12 protein-coding genes and 1 pseudogene are annotated in these 16101 nt (G+C 71.7%); 5 read left to right on the plus strand and 8 right to left on the minus strand.

Translation table 11 applies throughout. The annotated features are described in order from the left end of the window. The first annotated feature begins 108 nt into the window (after nt 1-108). Complete coding sequence (locus RM779_RS27655; protein ID WP_394813403.1) at nt 109-3339, plus strand: amidohydrolase family protein; 3231 nt, start codon at nt 109-111, stop codon at nt 3337-3339. Nucleotides 3340-3361: 22 nt separating this feature from the next. Here RM779_RS27655 and RM779_RS27660 read toward each other — a convergent pair whose 3' ends face one another. The 4 genes from RM779_RS27660 to RM779_RS27675 all read right to left on the minus strand — a co-directional run bounded on the left by RM779_RS27660 (nt 3362) and on the right by RM779_RS27675 (nt 7154). After that, on the minus strand, nt 3362-4501 hold the full coding sequence (locus RM779_RS27660; protein WP_311620498.1) for a DUF4185 domain-containing protein: 1140 nt from the start codon (nt 4499-4501) through the stop codon (nt 3362-3364). Nucleotides 4502-4639: 138 nt separating this feature from the next. Beyond that, on the minus strand, nt 4640-5026 hold the full coding sequence (locus RM779_RS27665) for a VOC family protein (protein WP_311620499.1): 387 nt from the start codon (nt 5024-5026) through the stop codon (nt 4640-4642). A 75-nt stretch (nt 5027-5101) separates the two neighbouring features. Next, a complete protein-coding gene (locus RM779_RS27670) occupies nt 5102-5932 on the minus strand; it encodes an alpha/beta fold hydrolase (protein WP_311620500.1) in 831 nt (276 codons plus the stop codon). Nucleotides 5933-6236: 304 nt separating this feature from the next. Beyond that, nucleotides 6237-7154: a UTP--glucose-1-phosphate uridylyltransferase gene (locus RM779_RS27675; RefSeq protein WP_311620501.1), complete on the minus strand. Its 918-nt coding sequence runs from the start codon at nt 7152-7154 to the stop codon at nt 6237-6239. Between the two features lie 204 nt (nt 7155-7358). Here RM779_RS27675 and RM779_RS27680 point away from each other — a divergent pair, with 204 nt between their 5' ends. Next, a complete protein-coding gene (locus tag RM779_RS27680) occupies nt 7359-7784 on the plus strand; it encodes a peptidase inhibitor family I36 protein (protein ID WP_311620502.1) in 426 nt (141 codons plus the stop codon). 142 nt (nt 7785-7926) lie between these two features. Here the strand turns inward: RM779_RS27680 and RM779_RS27685 are convergent, their stop codons facing one another. Further along, complete coding sequence (locus RM779_RS27685) at nt 7927-9030, minus strand: hypothetical protein (protein WP_311620503.1); 1104 nt, start codon at nt 9028-9030, stop codon at nt 7927-7929. Between the two features lie 259 nt (nt 9031-9289). Here RM779_RS27685 and RM779_RS27690 point away from each other — a divergent pair, with 259 nt between their 5' ends. After that, entirely contained in the window at nt 9290-11077 is a 1788-nt protein-coding gene (locus tag RM779_RS27690) for a pectate lyase (protein ID WP_311620504.1), read from the plus strand. Nucleotides 11078-11250: 173 nt separating this feature from the next. Here the strand turns inward: RM779_RS27690 and RM779_RS27695 are convergent, their stop codons facing one another. Together RM779_RS27695 and RM779_RS27700 are read right to left on the minus strand one after the other, a co-directional pair. Further along, nucleotides 11251-12195 (minus strand): NAD(P)-dependent oxidoreductase, encoded by a 945-nt coding sequence (locus RM779_RS27695; protein ID WP_311620505.1) that lies wholly within the window; start codon nt 12193-12195, stop codon nt 11251-11253. Between the two features lie 54 nt (nt 12196-12249). After that, entirely contained in the window at nt 12250-13104 is an 855-nt protein-coding gene (locus RM779_RS27700; RefSeq protein WP_311620506.1) for an SAM-dependent methyltransferase, read from the minus strand. Nucleotides 13105-13586: 482 nt separating this feature from the next. On the opposite strand from RM779_RS27700, the gene RM779_RS27705 reads away from it, so the two are divergent. After that, on the plus strand, nt 13587-14987 hold the full coding sequence (locus tag RM779_RS27705; protein WP_311620507.1) for a helix-turn-helix domain-containing protein: 1401 nt from the start codon (nt 13587-13589) through the stop codon (nt 14985-14987). Then, nucleotides 14987-15562, plus strand: coding sequence for a transcriptional regulator (locus RM779_RS27710; protein WP_311620508.1), 576 nt, complete (start codon nt 14987-14989; stop codon nt 15560-15562). The genes RM779_RS27705 and RM779_RS27710 overlap by 1 nt, the downstream gene beginning before the upstream one ends. A gap of 238 nt (nt 15563-15800) precedes the next feature. Here the strand turns inward: RM779_RS27710 and RM779_RS27715 are convergent. Beyond that, nucleotides 15801-15983 (minus strand): annotated as a pseudogene (locus RM779_RS27715) (transposase); the annotation flags it as partial. Between the last annotated feature and the right edge of the window lie 118 nt (nt 15984-16101).

Here is a 16101-nt window from a genome sequence, read left to right on the forward strand (position 1 = left end):
CCGCGGTACCTTCCGGGCGGCCGGGGCACCTCGCCGGGCAACGGCACACCGCGCGCCGCGCACGCACCCAAAACGCGCCGTTCACGCCCCTTAAGGTCCGGTGTCGTGATCCCCACCCAGCCGACGCCTCCCGGGGCGGAACCCGAGCCCCCGCGGCTTCCGCGCCGCGCGTTCCTCCAGGCCGCCGCCGCCACCGCCACCGCTACCGCAGGCGCCACCGTCACCGTCGCCTCGATCGCCTCACCACCGGCGGCCGCCACGGGCCGGGCCGCCGCGAGCCGTACGGCGTCGCTCACGTTCACCGCCGCGACCAACGGCTCGGCCACGCTCTCCCCGACCGGCGACCGCCTGATCGCCGAAATCCAGAGCGTGCTGTGGTCCCTGCCCCGCGACGGCGGTCGGGCCACCCCCCTCACCCCGCCCGAGCTGGAGCCCACCCGTCCCCACTGGTCACCCGACGGCGGCCGGATCGCCGTCAGCGCCTACCGCGATGGCACCTACCACCTGTTCACTCTGCGCCCCGACGGGTCAGAACTGCGCCGGCTCACCGAGGGCCCCTGGGACGACCGCGCGCCGAGTTGGTCGCCCGACGGCACCCGCATCGCGTTCTGCTCCGACCGCGGCGACGACTCCCACCCCGGCGGGCCCTCCCGCATCTGGACGGTGGACATCCGCACCGGCGCCCTCACCCGGCTCACCGGGCCGCCCGGCCGCTCCGGGGCCGCCCAGGACGGCGCCTGGGAGGACTTCGACCCCACCTGGTCGGCGGACGGGCGGCGCGTCCTTTTCGTCCGGGCCGACGTCACCGCCCCCGGCGAACTCCGTGCGCGCACCGTCGCCGCCGTCCCCGCCGAAGGAACGGGACCGGTCACGCAGGAGCACACCGAGACCGGCGCGGGCCAGATCATGACGCCCGCCGTCTCACCCGGAGGGCGCCTCGCCTACCTGCGCACCACCCCCGCGCCCGCCGCCTCCTGCACGCTCGTGGTCGACGGCGCCACCGTGGACGTGCCCGGCGACGTGCACCCCGCGCCCATCCGCTGGGTCTCCCGCGACGCGCTGCTCCTCACCGTCGACGGCCAGTTCCGCATCGTGCGCCCGGCCGCTCCCGCCGATGCCGAGACCGTCCCCTTCACCGCGACCCTCCCCATCGAACGCCCCAGCTACCGCGTCAAGCGGTACGCGTTCGACGACGGCGGACGCCACCCCGTCCGAGGCCTGCACCTGCCGGCGCTGTCCCCGGACGGCAGCCAGGTCGCGTTCGCCGCCCTCAACTCCCTCTGGATCACCCCCGTCGACGGCACCGGCCGCCCCCGGCGCCTGCTGACCGCCGCGCCCACCCACTACGTCCTCGCACCCGCCTGGACCCCCGACGGCCGCGGCCTCCTCTACGCCGACGACCGCGACGGCACCCACACCATCCGACGACTCGACCTGCGTTCCGGCCGTGAAACAGTGCTCGCCGCCGGCGGCCGCGTCTTCCCGGCACTCTCCCCGGACGGCCGCCGCCTGGCCGCCCTGACCCTGGCCGGCGACCTGACCGTCCGCGACCTGCACACCGGGGAGGAACGCACCCTCGCCCGCCCCCTCACCGGCGGCGGACTCCCCGGCCGCCCCAGCTGGTCCCCGGACGGCCACCGCATCGCCCTGTGCGACCGCAACCGCCTCGGCAACCGCTTCCGCGAGGGCCACCACCTCATCCGCGTCCTCGACATCCGGGACGGCACCGAGGCACTGCACGCCCTCGCACCGCACGCCTCACTCTCCGACCGCTACGACTCCGGCCCCGCCTGGTCACCCGACGGCCGCTGGATGGCCGTGATCGCCGAAGCGGCACTCTGGCTGCTCCCGGTACGGCCGGACGGCAGCCCGGACGGGCCGCCGCGCCGCCTCACCTCCGAGGCCGCCGACCACCCCTCCTGGTCCGGCGACTCCCGCACCCTGCTCTACCTTTCGGCCGGGACCCTCCGCCTCGTGCCCGCGGCAGGCGGCGACCCCGTCACCGTGCCCGTCGCGCTCCACCACCGCCGCCCCCGCGCCGCCGATGTCGTCATCCGCGCCGGGCGCCTGTGGGACGGCAACGGCGAAACGGTCCACCGGGACATGGACATCATCGTGCGCGAAGGACGCGTCTCCGCCGTCGAGCCCCACCGCGCCGGCCGCCGCGCCGACCGCCACCTCGACGCCTCCGGCCGGACAGTGCTCCCCGGCCTCTGGGACACCCACGCCCACCCCTGGCAGTCCACCTACGGCGGCCGCCAGACCGCGCTCCAACTCGCCTACGGCATCACCACCAACGTCTCCTTCGGCGGCTTCGCTTACGAACAGGCCCGCTTGCGCGAAGCCGTCGCGGCCGGGGAACTCGCGGGGCCGCGCCTGCTGACCACCGGCGAACTGCTGGACGGCTCCCGCGTCGCCTACAGCATGGGCCGCGCCCACCGCACCCGCGAAGGGCTCCGCCGCTCGCTGTCCCGAGGCATCGCCCTCGACTGGGACACCGTCAAAACCTACGTCCGCGCCCCCTACTGGCTCATGGAGGAGGCCGCGGCGTTCGCCCACGAACGGCTCGGCGCGCGCACCGGCAGCCACTTCTGCTCCCCGGGCATCCAGTCGGGCCAGGACCTGACCACCCACCTCCAGGCCACCAACCGCCGCCCATACGGGTCCGGCACCTCCGCCACCGGCCGCGCCGGCCAGGACGTCACCGAGATCTACACGGCTACCGACTTCCACCTCGTCGCCACCCCGTTCACCGCGATGCCGCTACTCGGCGCCGACCCCGGCCTGGCCGACGACCCGCGCGTCACCGCACTGATGCCGCCGTGGGACACCGAGCTTGTCCGCGGCCGCGCCGCACAGCCGCCGACCGCGGACGAGCTGGCCAACCTCGCCACCGAAACGGCCGTCTACCGCCGCATCCTGGCCGCCGGCGGCCTCGTCGCCCTCGGCACCGACCAGCCCATCAACCCGGCCGGTCTGCACCTCCACCTCGGCCTCCGCGCCCTGCACCGCGCCGGACTGTCGCCCGCCGCCGCCCTGCGCACCGCCACATCGATCCCGGCCCGCGTGTTCGGCGCCGACGAGGATCTCGGCACGCTGACCGAGGGAAAGCTCGCGGACCTGACGGTCGTGGACGGCGACCCGTTCACCGACTTCAGCTCCCTGGTACGCACGGTCAGCGTCCTCCGCGGCGGCCACCCCTTCCACAGCAACGACCTGGTGGCCGCCTTCCCCCGCCCCGCTGACGCCGACGCGCCGCCGCAGGATTCCGGCACCGCGGCCGCACACTGGCGGGAGGCCGGACGACTGCTGCGGCGCGACGGCTGCTGTGGCCCGTGACCGGCCGCCGCGCCGCTCCCGCTCACCCGAAGCCGCGGATGCGGTGCTGCATCACCCGGTACGGCCACCCGGCGTCGGTGTTCCACTGGCTCACCGAAAGGTGCAGGTCACCGAGCGTGGAACCGGGAATGATGTAGCCGCCGTACAACTGCGCCACGTGCGCGTCGTCCTCCTGCCCCCAGGAACCGCCCCAGATCAGAGTCTGCCGGTGCGCCGTGTAGAGGTTCGACGTGGGCGTGTCCATGATGATGCCGTCGATGCGGTAATCCCCCTCGTTGAACCAGGTCAGGACCCACTTCCCGCCCAGCGGACGCAGACACAGCTCGCCGAACCGCCCCTCGAGGATCGGGGTCGGCGGGTTGCCCCACGCCCAGACGCCGTCCCGGTACCCCCACGGCTCGTAGGCGCCGAGGTCGGTCAGGCGGTCGCTGCGCACCCGGTGCAGAATGATCGGCTTGTCCCGCTGGAACCCGGTCGAATACACGTACACGAAGCCGTCGTTCCCCTCGCCCCAGCCGAACAGCTGGAACATGCCGCCGTGCAGATCGGAGGGGAACTTCGCACCGGTGTGCACCCACGTCGCCCCGGAGTCGTCGGAGCGCCAGATCTCCGTCCAGACGACGTTCCCGAGGCCCTGGTTCACCATCACGTGCAGGTAGATGGTGCCGCCGATCGTGATGACGTCCGACGGCAACACGGTGGAGAACACCGGATTGTCGTGCTCGTAGAACCAGAACTGCTCCGCCGCGGCCCCGCCGACCGCACCCGACCAGGTCACGCCGGCGTTCAGATCCGTCGTGGTGGAGTAGAGGCCGACCGGCGAACGCCACCAGCCCGCGCCGACCGCGGCCCCCTCGAACGTGTCGCCGAACACGAACAGCAGCCGTCCGTCGGGCGTCCGTACCGGTATGCCGAGGTCGGTCGCCTCCATGCGGAAGCGCGTGGTGAGCCCCGGCCCGGTGAGATCGGCGATCTTCCGCACGTCCGGCGCCAGCACGCCGGGGCGCTCCGCGGCCCCGGCAGCCGCGGCCACGCCTGGCGCGTGCAGGGCCAGCCCCCCGCCCAGCACGCCACCCACCGCGCCCTTCAAAAACCCTCTGCGTCCGGCACGGACCGGCCCCGTGCCGCGGCGGCCTGCCCTGCTGTCGTCCCGGCTCCTCATGCGGTTCTCCTCGCGACGGTCATGCCCTACAGGGCAGCAGCGGCCGGACGAGTGGTCAAGACCTCTCCGCCGGGGAAAAGTTCCGGCCGCCGATCCCTTCCGGCTCCCGCCCTGGCCGCCCGCGCCGCAACCGCACGGTCAGTGCACGCCCGCGGCCGCCCGTTCCGCCGCGCTGTGCAGCACGCAGAACTCGTTCCCCTCAGGGTCCGCCAGGACGGCCCAGCCGTAACCCCCCGGCTTGCGGTGATCGGCGACCAAGGCCGCACCGAGCGCGAGCAGCCGATCGACTTCTTCCTGACACGTGGAGTCCGGCCGCAGACACAAGTGCAGCCGGTTCTTCACCGACTTCGCCTCCGGCACCTCGTTGAAGTGAAGCAACGGCCCCTCGGGCAGCAAGACCTGCACCTCGTCATCACCGGGACCGTCCTCCGGGTCCAGCGGATGCCCGGTCACCGCGCTCCAGAACTGCGCCAGCTCGAACGCATTCGCACAGTCGATCGCGACATTCTGAATTGTTGAAACCATTCGGCCGAGTGTGCCGTCCCGCGCCCCCGCCCGCCACCGAATAACCACCGGCGCACGGGGGTGCCCCGACAGGGGTCAGCTCTTGAGGAACGCCAGCAGGTCCGCGTGGAACTGCTCCTTGAAGCCCGGAACTCCGGCAAGCCCGTGGGGCGCGCCGGGGTAGACCTTCAGCGTGGCGTCGGGGATGATCTCGGCGGACTTCTTCCCCGCCGCGTCGATCGGGACGATCTGGTCGTCGTCACCGTGAATCACCAGCGTCGGGATGTCAAACCGCTTCAAGTCCTCGGTGAAGTCCGTCTCCGAGAACGCTCGGACGCAGTCCAGGGCCCCCTTGATGCCCAGCTGCATGCCCATCAGCCAGAAGGCGTCCTTATTGCCCTGCGTGACATTGTTGTCCGGGCGGTTCGCACCGAAGAACTTCTCGGTGAGGTCCTTCCAAAACTGCGAGCGTTCCGTGCGGATACCCTCGCGAATGCCGTCGAAGATGTCGATCGGCGTGCCCTCGGGGTTGGCGGGCGTCTTCAGCATCAGCGGGGGAACGGCGGAGAGCAGCACGGCCCTCCTGACCCGGGACGTGCCGTGCCGGCCGATGTACCGGGCCACTTCACCGCCCCCGGTGGAGTGGCCCACGAGGGTCGCGTCCCGCAGGTCGAGCGCCTCCATGACCTGCGCCAGGTCGTCGGCGTACGTGTCCATGTCGTTGCCGTGCCACGTCTGGGTGGAACGGCCGTGGCCGCGGCGGTCGGGCGCGATGCCGCGGTAGCCGTTCTCGGCGACCAGGTTCATCTGGTCGTCCCAGACGTCCGCGTTGAGCGGCCAGCCGTGGGAGAAGACGACCGGCGGCCCGCTGCCGCCCCAGTCCTTGAAGAAGATCTCCGCGCCGTCGCGGGTGGTCACGAAGCCCATGCATGCCTCCGGTACGAAGCCGCCGATCAGTGGAACCGTGCAAGCAGAACCATATGCATAAAGGGGAAAAATGCCGCTAAGGGCTGCCTCGTGTCTCCCCGCGCACACCCGCGCCCGCGCCCGCACCCGCGCTCCCCGACCACAAGCCGCCAACACGGCAAACCCCGGACACCTCAAGCCCGTTCGGCGACGGCCCCCAGCACACCAGCCCCCCGGCGCCCGCCGCCCGCCCCGGGCCGACGCGGTAGCCGGCACGGGCGCCGACAAGGGGCGCCCCGCCCGGCAGGTGAACGCGGACCGCCGCTCAGCCGTCGGCGCCGCCCGCGAGTTCGCCGTCGAGGTCACGGGCGAGCCGGCGGAGCACCGGCCCGTACTCCGGGTGTGCCAGCGCCGACGCCATCTGTGCGACCAGATAATCCGCCGGATTCCCGGTGTCGTACCAGCGGCCCGAGATCACCTGCCCGTACACGGCGCGCCCCGCCGCATAGGCGTTGATGGCGTCCGTCAGATAGATCTCGCCGCGCCGGTGCTCGTACCAGCGGCGGGTCTGCTCGCGCAGTTCGTCGACGATGCCAGGAGTGATCACATACCCGCCGATGGCGGCGAACGCCGACGGCGCGTCCGCCGGCTTCGGCTTCTCGACCAGGCCGGTGATGCGCAGCAGCCCGTTGTCCAGATCCTCCTTCACCACCGGCACGCCGTAGCGCGGAGCGTCCGCGGCTTCCATCGGCATCAAAGCCAGCACAGGGCAATGGGTCGCCTCGAACGCACGGATCAACTGCTGGGCGCGCGGCACCGCCGCCACGAACACGTCGTCCGGCCACAGCACGAGCATCGGCTCGTCGCGGAAGTGCCGCGCGGCGTTCAGCACCGGAGTCCCGTTCCCGTACGGGCCATGCTGGTCGAGGTAGGTGATGTGCCCCTGCCGGGCCAGCTCGGCGACCTCCTCGACGGCCTGCGCATAGGCCGTCTTCCCATCCGCACGCAGCCGCTCCACCAGCGCCGGATTCGGCCGGAAATGCTCCTGGATCAGGGACTTCCCGCCCGAGACGACGATGGTGATGTCCGTGATGCCGGAGGCGACGAGCTCCCGCACGGTGTGCTCGATCACCGGCATGTCGCCGACGGGCAGCATCTCCTTGGGAGTGGCCTTCGTCAGCGGCAGCAGACGGGAGCCGAGTCCCGCCGCCGGAATCACTGCCCTGGAGATCGTCGGGGCCATCGGGTTCCCTCGCTCGAACGGCATACCGAACCGGCCGGCACGGCACGTTCAGACGCTACCAACGCCCCCTGCCCGCGGCGCAGTCCCCACCCCGCACCGCCCTGACCGACTTCGACTGATAAAGGCGACAGCTCCCGTTACCGCCGGGGAGCATCACAGACCAAGGACGCACCGAACGTCTCAGCCCACGAGGAGAACGTGCGCATGATCCGCAAGCTGACCGCCGCCCTCGCCCTCGCCGCCGCCCTGGCACTGACGAACCCCGCCCACTCCCACGCCGCACCGGCCGCTCCCGACATCAGCGAAACCGACCTCGCCCGCGCCGCCGCAGCCTGCACGAGCGGCTGGGTCTGTTTCTGGAGCGGCCACAACTTCAGCGGCTCGAAGTGCCAGTGGGACGTCGCCGACCGCGACTGGCTCGGCGGCGCCGCCCGCTGCTCCTGGTCGAAGGGCACCGCCGTCAAGTCCGTGTTCAACGCGGGCGTCTCCGGCGGCCTGACCGGCGTCGCCTACTACACCGGAGTCGACTACACCAACCGCATCGGCTGCACCCCGCAGGGCCTCGGCGGCAACCTCGCGGGCACCTACACGGTGCGATCCCACCGGTGGATCAACACCTCCTGCGGCTGACCGCCGATCGCCCGGCGGGGCCATCGCCCCGCACGGCCCCGCCGGGCACCACCCCGCGGCAATCCCACGCAGCTCGCCCGAGGCGGTCGGCCTCCCCGGGGAACGAGCCGGCCGGCGGCGCACCCATCCGCCGCCCCCGGCCTCAGTCGGAAGCGTGGCCCGGCTGCCCGACCGACAGCCCGGCGAGCCGCTGACGGAACGCCTCCAGGGCACCCGGCCGCCGACCGGGGACCGCGCGGCGCAGCGGCTCCAGTTCCTCGCCGAGCAGCCGGGCGGCCACCGGCTCCACCACGCGCAGCCAGCAGTGGTGCGCCTGGTCCACCGCCAGCACCACCTCCGCGGATTCGGCGGCCTCACCGGCCGCAAGCCGCGACACCGCTACGCGTATCCACCCGGCCGCCGCCCGCTGCGGCTGCCCCGCCAGCCACGCAATGTCCGCCTGCACCTCCAGCCAGTGCACGGCCTCGCGCGAACGCGGCCCGCCGGCCCGCAACGCGGCCTGCTCGTGCGCCGCCGCCAGCGCCGCGGCCTCCGCGTAACGGCCTGCCCTGGCAGCCGCACGGACCGACCCGTGCGGATCGGGCACCGCCTGGGCGCCGAGCACCAGGCGGGACGTCCGGCTCACCTCCGCCTGCTCAAGCACCGCCTGATGCAGCTCCGCCAGCGGCGGCCGGCTCGCCACCGACCGCAGAACCTCCGCGAGCGCATGCGCGTACCTGGGGCGCGCCGTCCGCCGCCGGGGCGGCGGTGGGGCGAGCGTCCCGAATACCCGCAGCCCGCCGTCCGCCAGCGCCAAAGACCCGCGCCGCTCCCAGACCGCGGCATCGGCCACGAGATCCGCGAGTACCGCCGTCGACTCGGCCGGCCGCGACCGCAGTTCCGCCACCACCCACGCCCACGGCACCCCGTCGTACCGCACGGACCGCGCTGTGCTCCTGGCCAGCGCCACGTGCGGAGTCAGCCCCTTGTCGAGCAACAACTGACCGACGACGACCAGAAGCAGCGGTCCGGGGTGCGCGGCGGCGGTCCGCAGCGCGGCGAGGACCGCGTGCGGATTCGACGGGTGTGCCAACTGCACCACGCTGCCGACCTGCGCCCCCGCCAGCACGTCCGGCGGAACGGCGGCCAGCCTGGGCAGTACGCCGTCCACGTCGACCAGCGCGCCACGAGCCGGTGCCGCGGCCAGCAGCAGAGCGTACCCCGACCGCGTCAAGTCCTCCGCCTGCCCAGCCCTGTTGATCACCATGTCCGCACCGTAACCGGCCGCCTCGGCCCACCGTGGACCAGCCCGGGGACGACACACCGGCGCCGGCCTTCCCGGCCGGCCCGGAGCGGTTTCCATGCTCACGGAAGCCGTCGTAAGCGCCGGCGGGTCCGGGCATCGCCGAGCCCACGGAGTCGACGGTGCGCGGGTATAGCCACGCAGTAAGCGCTCTCTATACGGTTGTGGCGTCCATCTGTGGCGCCCAAGTCATCCGAGAGAACCGCCCGTTGGAGGAGACGCCATGAAACGCCGTGCCTTTACGCGCCTCGCGGCCGCCGCCCCGCTCCTCGGTACGCTCACCGGGCTGCACGCCGAAACGGCCCGCGCCGCCACGCCCGCCCGGACCGTCACCGCCATGAGCAGCGCGGGCCGCTTCATGAACGAGCACCTCTCCTACCGCGGCGCCTACGTCTGGGCCTACCGGCCGGACCTCTCCCGAACCTGGGGCGAAATGGAAGCCCGGCGCACCATGTGCTGGGTGCAGCCCCCCGGAACGCCCACCGTCGGCCACAGCATGCTCGACGCCTACTACGCCACGGGCGAGGAATCCTTCTACGCCGCGGCCGAACGCACCGGACTCGCCCTCGTGAACGTGCAGTTGCCCTGCGGCGGCTGGAACTACGTGCACGACTTCGCCGGAGAGAACGCCCTGAAACGGTGGTACGCGACCGTCGGAGCCAACGGCTGGCGGTTGGAAGAGTTCCAGCACCACTACGGAAACGCCACCTTCGACGACGCCGGCACCACCCTGTCCGGCCAACTGCTGCTGCGGCTCTACCTGGAACGGCGCCACCCACGGATCAAAGAAGCCCTGGACCGGGCGATCGCCTTCGTGCTGAACGCCCAGTTCAAGGGCGGCGCAGCGGACGGCGGCTGGCCACAGCGCTACCCGCGCGTTCCTGGCGCCGTCGATGACATGCCGTGGCCGGACCACCGCCCGCCCTGGCTGCCCGCCGACGTCCGGCACGGCATGGAGGACGGCGAGTACACCGGCCACCTGACCTTCAACGACGGTGTGCTGATCGGGAATCTGACCTTCCTGCTGATGTGCGCCAACACCCTGGGGCGACGCGATCTGGTGCCCCCCGTGGAACGGGCCATGGCCATGGTTCACCGCCTCCAGCAGCCGGCCCCGCAACCCGGCTGGGGCCTCCAGCACCTTTCCGCCCCCCGCGACGGCCGGCCCGCCGGGGCCCCGGCAGGGGCCCGTTCGTACGAGCCGCGCGGGCTGGCCCCGGAAATCACGCAGAACATGATCCGCCACCTCTGTACGTTCGTGCTGCTGACCGGCGACCGCTCCCATCTGCGCCGCGTCCCCGAAGCCATCCGGTGGCTGGAGACCTGCCGACTGACCGAGGAGCAGATCGCGGAAAACCCCCTGCTCACCAACCGCACCCACCCCACCTACGTCGAACTCGGCACCAACCGGGCCCGCTTCACCCATCGCTTCGGTTCCAACATCCGCAACGGTGCCTACTACTTCGACTACGACCACAAGAACACCCTCGGCCACTCGCACGCCGCCAAACGGCTGAACATCCCGAGCCTGTGGGAGACCTACGACCAGCTCATGACGATGAACGACGCGGAACTCGCCGACTGGCGTGCCGCGTCGCCCCTCACCCCCGGCGGGCGCATCCCGCTGCCGCGCTACTTCACCGTCGCCGACATCGAGTTGACCCACCTCTTCCGCGGAGCCACGTTGCCGCTCCCCACGGTCGAGGAGACCGAGGCCGCCGAGCTGGTCGCGGGCCTCGGCAACCGCAACCACTGGCTGGTCCCGCTGGACTCCACCACCAACCCCCACCTCGGCCCGCCGCCCGCCGCGCCCTACGACGGCACGGCCTTCATGAGCACGCACGTCGGCGACACCCACGACACCTCGCCGTACGACCCGGCCGCGCCGCCGGCGGAGGCACCGTACGAACCGCGCGAGCCCGAGCAGGGAATAACGACCGAGTCGTACACGGCAAACATGGCACGGCTCATCGCCTACGTCGCCACCCACTCCGGCACCCCGCCCCGTTGAGCCCGCGTGAGCCCGCCCGGCGGCGGGACGGGCCCACTCGCGGAAACACTCCGCCGTTCACGGCCCGGCGCCGTTCCCACCCCGCCCCCGCCGCCACCCGACAGCACCTGCACGGGCGGAGACGGGCCCTGCGGCACACGCGCAGCCGCCGCGGGACGGCGCCGGGCCGGGTCTCACCCCACGGGCCCCGCGCCACCGTCGCCGGAACCCTCGATCACCTCGATCAGACTGGCCAGGCCCTCGCCACCGAACCCGAGGCCGAGACGCTGGTCGATCAGTCCCTTCAGATGTTCCAGCCGGGCAGTGTCGATCCCGCGGGAACGCCGCAGACCGATCATGGCGTCCGCCATCGGCGCGAGGTAATCGAGGCGGCCGAAGGTATCCGGATCGTAGTCACCACTGACCGTCTGCCCGGCAATGACAGGCAGCAGCGGAGCGAGGCCCTGGAGCGTGCTCTGCAACACCGAGGCGAACGCGTCCGTGGGGCCGCTCTCCCGGCGGACCAGGGCCAGGGTGTGCAGGTACCCGGCCCAGAACTCGAGCAGGAAACCAACCACCGCAGCCTCGAACAAGGCGCCGAGACCAGGGTCGTCCCCCACATGGCGGACATCCCCGCCCAGCGCGCGCAGCGTCTCCTGGTGCCGGTCGAACACCTCGCGGGGCCCCGCGCACAGCAGCAGCGACTCCGGCCGGCCGATGGCCTGGTAGCCCGCCATGAACGGAACCGACGCATAGGAGGCACCGTGCTCGGCCGCCACCGCGGCGGCGGCCCGCGCCTCGTCAGGGGTGAGCGTGGTCATCACGAGCACGGTCCGGCCGACGAGGTTCGCACCCGCGGCGGATAGCGTCTGCCGCACCGCCTGGAAGTCGCCCACGCACAGGACGAGAAGCGCGGCACCAGCGGCCGCCTCGGCGGGGGAGTCCGCGACTCGGGCGCCCGCATCGGCCTGCGGTCCTGTTCTGTCGGCGGTGCGATTCCACACACAGGTGGGGTGGCCGGCCGCCAGCAGCGCTTCGGCGATGGCCCCGCCCAAACGTCCGGTGCCGAGCACGGCGACGCCGTCAGTCGGCGGGCGTCGAACGGGCGGCAGCGTTGCGGTCGGTCGCGTTCGCTTCATCACTGTCCTTCGGATATTGCCTTCGGGCCGCACCTGGGTCTTGCTCTGTCGGCACTACGGAACGGGCGTGAGTTCGGGCAGGTACTCGGCCACGAGCAGCAGGTAGCCGAGTTCGCCGCCCTCGGCGAGGTCGGCCAGGTAGGCGAGAGCGGCCTGGTCGCCGACCTCGGCACCGGCAGGGCCTGCGGAAGTGTGCTGAGCGCCGTCAACGGGCCCGGCGAGGGACGGGAGCGAACGGCCCAGCACATGCTCGGTGAGGTCCGCCAGCTCGAGCAGGCGCAGACCCGCATCGCGCAGCAACGCCGGGTAGTCGCCGATGGAGGCCAGCGGGCCGACCATCCACGCCTCGCGGAAACGCTCCAGCACTTCCTGCCTGGCCTCGGCGGCGGGTTTGCGCGCGAACATATCGGTGATGACCACGCGTCCGCCCGGGCGCACCACCCTGCTCATCTCCCGCAACACCCGGGCCCGGTCCATGTGCGGCATCGACTCCACCGCCCACACCGCATCGAAGCTGTCGGCATCGAACGGCAGAGCGGTGCCGTCGGCGTGCCGAAAGGACAGCAGGTCCGTCATCTCCTCCCGCTCGGCCAGCGCGCACGCGAACGCCAGTTGCTCGCGGCTGATGTTGACGCCGACGACCGTGCTGCCCGTGGCCCGCGCCACCCGGAGCGCCGGCCCCCCCGCACCGCATCCGACGTCGAGCGACCGCCGGCCCGGTCCCACGCGCAGCCGCTTGGTCACCAGATCAGTGAGCCGCTCGGCAGCTTCCCGATAGGGGGTCTCGTCCTGCGAGTCCTCCCAGTACCCGACATGCAGATTGAAGCCCAACTGTTCAAGTGGCAGGTGTGCCGCGCGGTCGTACAGCGCACCGACCGCACTGTCCGCGAACTCACTTGACCGTGCCATAGCCGCATTTCCTCGTCTCCAGCGAAAGTCTCCGACGCCAGTCGGCGTGCCAGGCGGATCATGCCCCCGCCCTCCCGGACGAGATGCCTGGCCGAGCACGCGCGAGGTAGGGCGCCAGGGCGCGAACTGCCCGCCGCGCGCCCACAAGTGAGGCGGCAAGGCGCGAGACCCCAGAGCGGCTGAGACGATCGCGCCCCCGGACCGGGAGACAAGCGCGGCACAGCCCCCGCCGCGCACGGCACCGCACCGCTCCCCGAACCGCCGCCGGGGCCACCGACCGACAGTCGTACTGCACCCGGACAGAAGCGGCGGCACCGCGAATATCCCTGACGTGTGCGCGGCTTCCCGAACCCCGGCAGCCGGGCAGCGGCCAGAACCGTCGCCGAGGCGTCGCCCAAAGCCTCACGACTCAAGACAATGAACCCACAATGCAATGCAAGTCAGAAGCAAATCCACACCTAATCAAGGTGTAGTGTGGCGACATGGGCAGTGAACTCGAAGGCGTGGAAGCACTGCTGGCCGAGGCCCGGCGGGCAGCCGCGATGCCGGACCCTGCCGAGCGACTGCGATTGCGCCAGGCCGCCGGGCTGAGCAGGCCGCAGGTGGCCGGGGCCGTCGGCGTCGAACCTCAGACAGTCGCCAACTGGGAGACCGGAAGGACCGAGCCGGCACCGCCGGCCCGCGGGAAGTACCTGCGGCTGCTGGAAGGCCTGGCCGAGATCCACCCCGCGCCGAAAGAGCCGCGGCCCGCGACCCACGAGCCCGCCCCCCAGGTCGCAGCCGACCTGCCCCGCCAGCCCATTCCGCCGGCCGCTCCGCAACGTCCCGCGGAGAGCCCCGCGGCGCGCGCCGCGCGTGCCGGACACGAGCGGCATCAGGAGCGGCGCCGCACCACATCGGCGGAGCAGACACGTGAAGAACTGGGGCAGCTGGTCACCGGCGCCGTCCACGAGGAGTTGACAAAAGCCGGCGGCGACGCCGAGTCGGCCATGGACAAGCTGGCCAAGCGAGCGATCCCGGACGTGATGCGGCTGTTCGCCGCGACCCGAAAAACCGCCCGCTACGAGTACACCGCCTACCCCGCACTGCCCGACATCCTTCGCAAACCCAGGAAAGACGCCCCGGACCTGATCTGGGAGGCCCGTCCGTCCTGGCGCCACCCCGGCCATCGCCGCCACCCCGACGGCGACCTGCACGTGACCGCCCTCGATGCCAACGCGGCCTACCTCTCGGCGATGAAGACGTGGCTGCCGATCGGGCGCCTGGAACACTCCGCCACCGGCGAACACGACAAAAAGCGCTCCGGCGTCCACCTGATCACCCCACCCCCATGGCACCACCCCGAGCTGCCCAGCCCACTCGGCGACCGCGAGGAAGCCGGGCCGCTGTGGATCACCGAAGCCACACTGCGGCTCCTGCTGCGCCTGGCCGGGCCGAAGCACCGGCTGCTCGACCCCCCGGTCATCCACGAATCCTGGACATCGAGCGCGACGGAGAACTTTCTCGACGCCCTGCGGCAAATCCTCGCCACCGTACGCGCGGACGCCCTCGCATCCCGAGACGACGTCACCGCCCACTACATCAAGGCCATGTACTCCAAATTCGTCTCGACCATGGGCGAGTCGCACAACAACCGCGACATCACCCGCCCGGACTGGATGCACATCGTCCGCGCCCAGGCATTCGCGAATCTGTGGGGCCGCGCGTTCAAGGCCCACCAGGCCGGACTGACCGTCATCTCCGCCATGGGCACCGACGAACTCCACCTCGCCGGCGACTGGCACACCGTGTTCACCGAAGGGCGTGGCCTGTCCGAAATGAAGGTCAAAACCGACCGCGACGGCGCCCCCGTCCACTACACCGTTGCCCGGAGCAGCCGCTGATGGCCGGCCGCTGGATGAACTTCGGGATGTACCGCGCCGAAGGCGTCCCAGGACGCGACGCCCTGGCCGCCGGAGTCGAGCGAATGGTCACCGGCATCGCCTCCCCGGCCAACACCGACCGCGGCATCGCCGCCCGCCTGCGTTACCTCACCGCCTCCCACGCCGGCTACCAGGCCATGGAACGCGCCGGGATCAACGTCACCCGCCGCACCCTGTACGCCTGGCTCGCGGAGGAACGCTCACCCACCCCGGCCAACCGCGCCAAACTCGACGACGCGTACTGGGACCTCCGAAGGCACAACGTCGCCGCGGACCTCAAACGGCGATTGATGTCCCAGGGCGGAACGCGCATCGAAATCGACCCCGTCGACCAGTCCCGCGTCGAACGCAGACACCGCCGCGACCTCCAGGTCCGCCACCTCAACGTCCGCCCCCGCATCTGGGACGCAGCCGTCGACGCCTGGCTCGCAGAGGACGAAAGCACCCTGGACACAATCTGGGACGACCTGATCCACGACCTCGGGTCCGACTACGACTCCTACTCCTACGTCTCCTCCATCGGCTGGAACGCCTAACCTAACCCCGCAAGACCGGCCCGCTCAGCCCACGTTCTCACCCACAAAGAGCTGGCGGTCACCACACTCACACCTCACACGTGGCGCAACGCGCCAACCCCGCTGCCAGTAACGCCCGGCCGACGCATCAGCCGGTCAACCAGCGGCGCACGACGAGCCGAAGGCACATTCGGATGCGGCCCGAGGGTCTGTCAAACAAGAGGCCCTGTCTCACATTCGGTGGTGACGGAGTGTGCTGCTATCCGGGGAGAATGCGGTGGCGGAGGAGTGGGGCGGCTGCCCGTCTGTGTATCTGGCGCGCGATTCGCTTGGTCTTGGTGTTGACACCTTCGGTGGGGCCGTTGCTGTAGGGAAGCGTGAGCGCGGCGGTCACGGCGTCGCGGTCTCGCTCCAGGTCTCGAGTGAAGGCGGATGTCGACGGTCAGCCGATTCCCCACCCTCCGTGTTCACGTAATTCCCCACCCCATGGCCAGGCTGTGGTGCTCGATGGGAAAGAGGGATGGGGCAGACGGAGGAGTGGGGGAACGTCAGCTGTCCGG

Origin of the sequence: Streptomyces johnsoniae (assembly GCF_031845565.1) — a bacterium.
GTDB lineage: Bacteria > Actinomycetota > Actinomycetes > Streptomycetales > Streptomycetaceae > Streptomyces > Streptomyces johnsoniae.

What these genes read in the sequence shown, in the direction of transcription:
- RM779_RS27710 (WP_311620508.1), top strand. Translation starts at nt 14,987, where the DNA reads ATGGCCGGCCGCTGGATGAACTTCGGGATGTACCGCGCCGAAGGCGTC.
- RM779_RS27670 (WP_311620500.1), bottom strand. Translation starts at nt 5,932, where the DNA reads ATGGGCTTCGTGACCACCCGCGACGGCGCGGAGATCTTCTTCAAGGAC.
- RM779_RS27680 (WP_311620502.1), top strand. Translation starts at nt 7,359, where the DNA reads ATGATCCGCAAGCTGACCGCCGCCCTCGCCCTCGCCGCCGCCCTGGCA.
- RM779_RS27695 (WP_311620505.1), bottom strand. Translation starts at nt 12,195, where the DNA reads ATGAAGCGAACGCGACCGACCGCAACGCTGCCGCCCGTTCGACGCCCG.
- RM779_RS27685 (WP_311620503.1), bottom strand. Translation starts at nt 9,030, where the DNA reads ATGGTGATCAACAGGGCTGGGCAGGCGGAGGACTTGACGCGGTCGGGG.
- RM779_RS27705 (WP_311620507.1), top strand. Translation starts at nt 13,587, where the DNA reads ATGGGCAGTGAACTCGAAGGCGTGGAAGCACTGCTGGCCGAGGCCCGG.
- RM779_RS27675 (WP_311620501.1), bottom strand. Translation starts at nt 7,154, where the DNA reads ATGGCCCCGACGATCTCCAGGGCAGTGATTCCGGCGGCGGGACTCGGC.
- RM779_RS27690 (WP_311620504.1), top strand. Translation starts at nt 9,290, where the DNA reads ATGAAACGCCGTGCCTTTACGCGCCTCGCGGCCGCCGCCCCGCTCCTC.
- RM779_RS27660 (WP_311620498.1), bottom strand. Translation starts at nt 4,501, where the DNA reads ATGAGGAGCCGGGACGACAGCAGGGCAGGCCGCCGCGGCACGGGGCCG.
- RM779_RS27665 (WP_311620499.1), bottom strand. Translation starts at nt 5,026, where the DNA reads ATGGTTTCAACAATTCAGAATGTCGCGATCGACTGTGCGAATGCGTTC.
- RM779_RS27700 (WP_311620506.1), bottom strand. Translation starts at nt 13,104, where the DNA reads ATGGCACGGTCAAGTGAGTTCGCGGACAGTGCGGTCGGTGCGCTGTAC.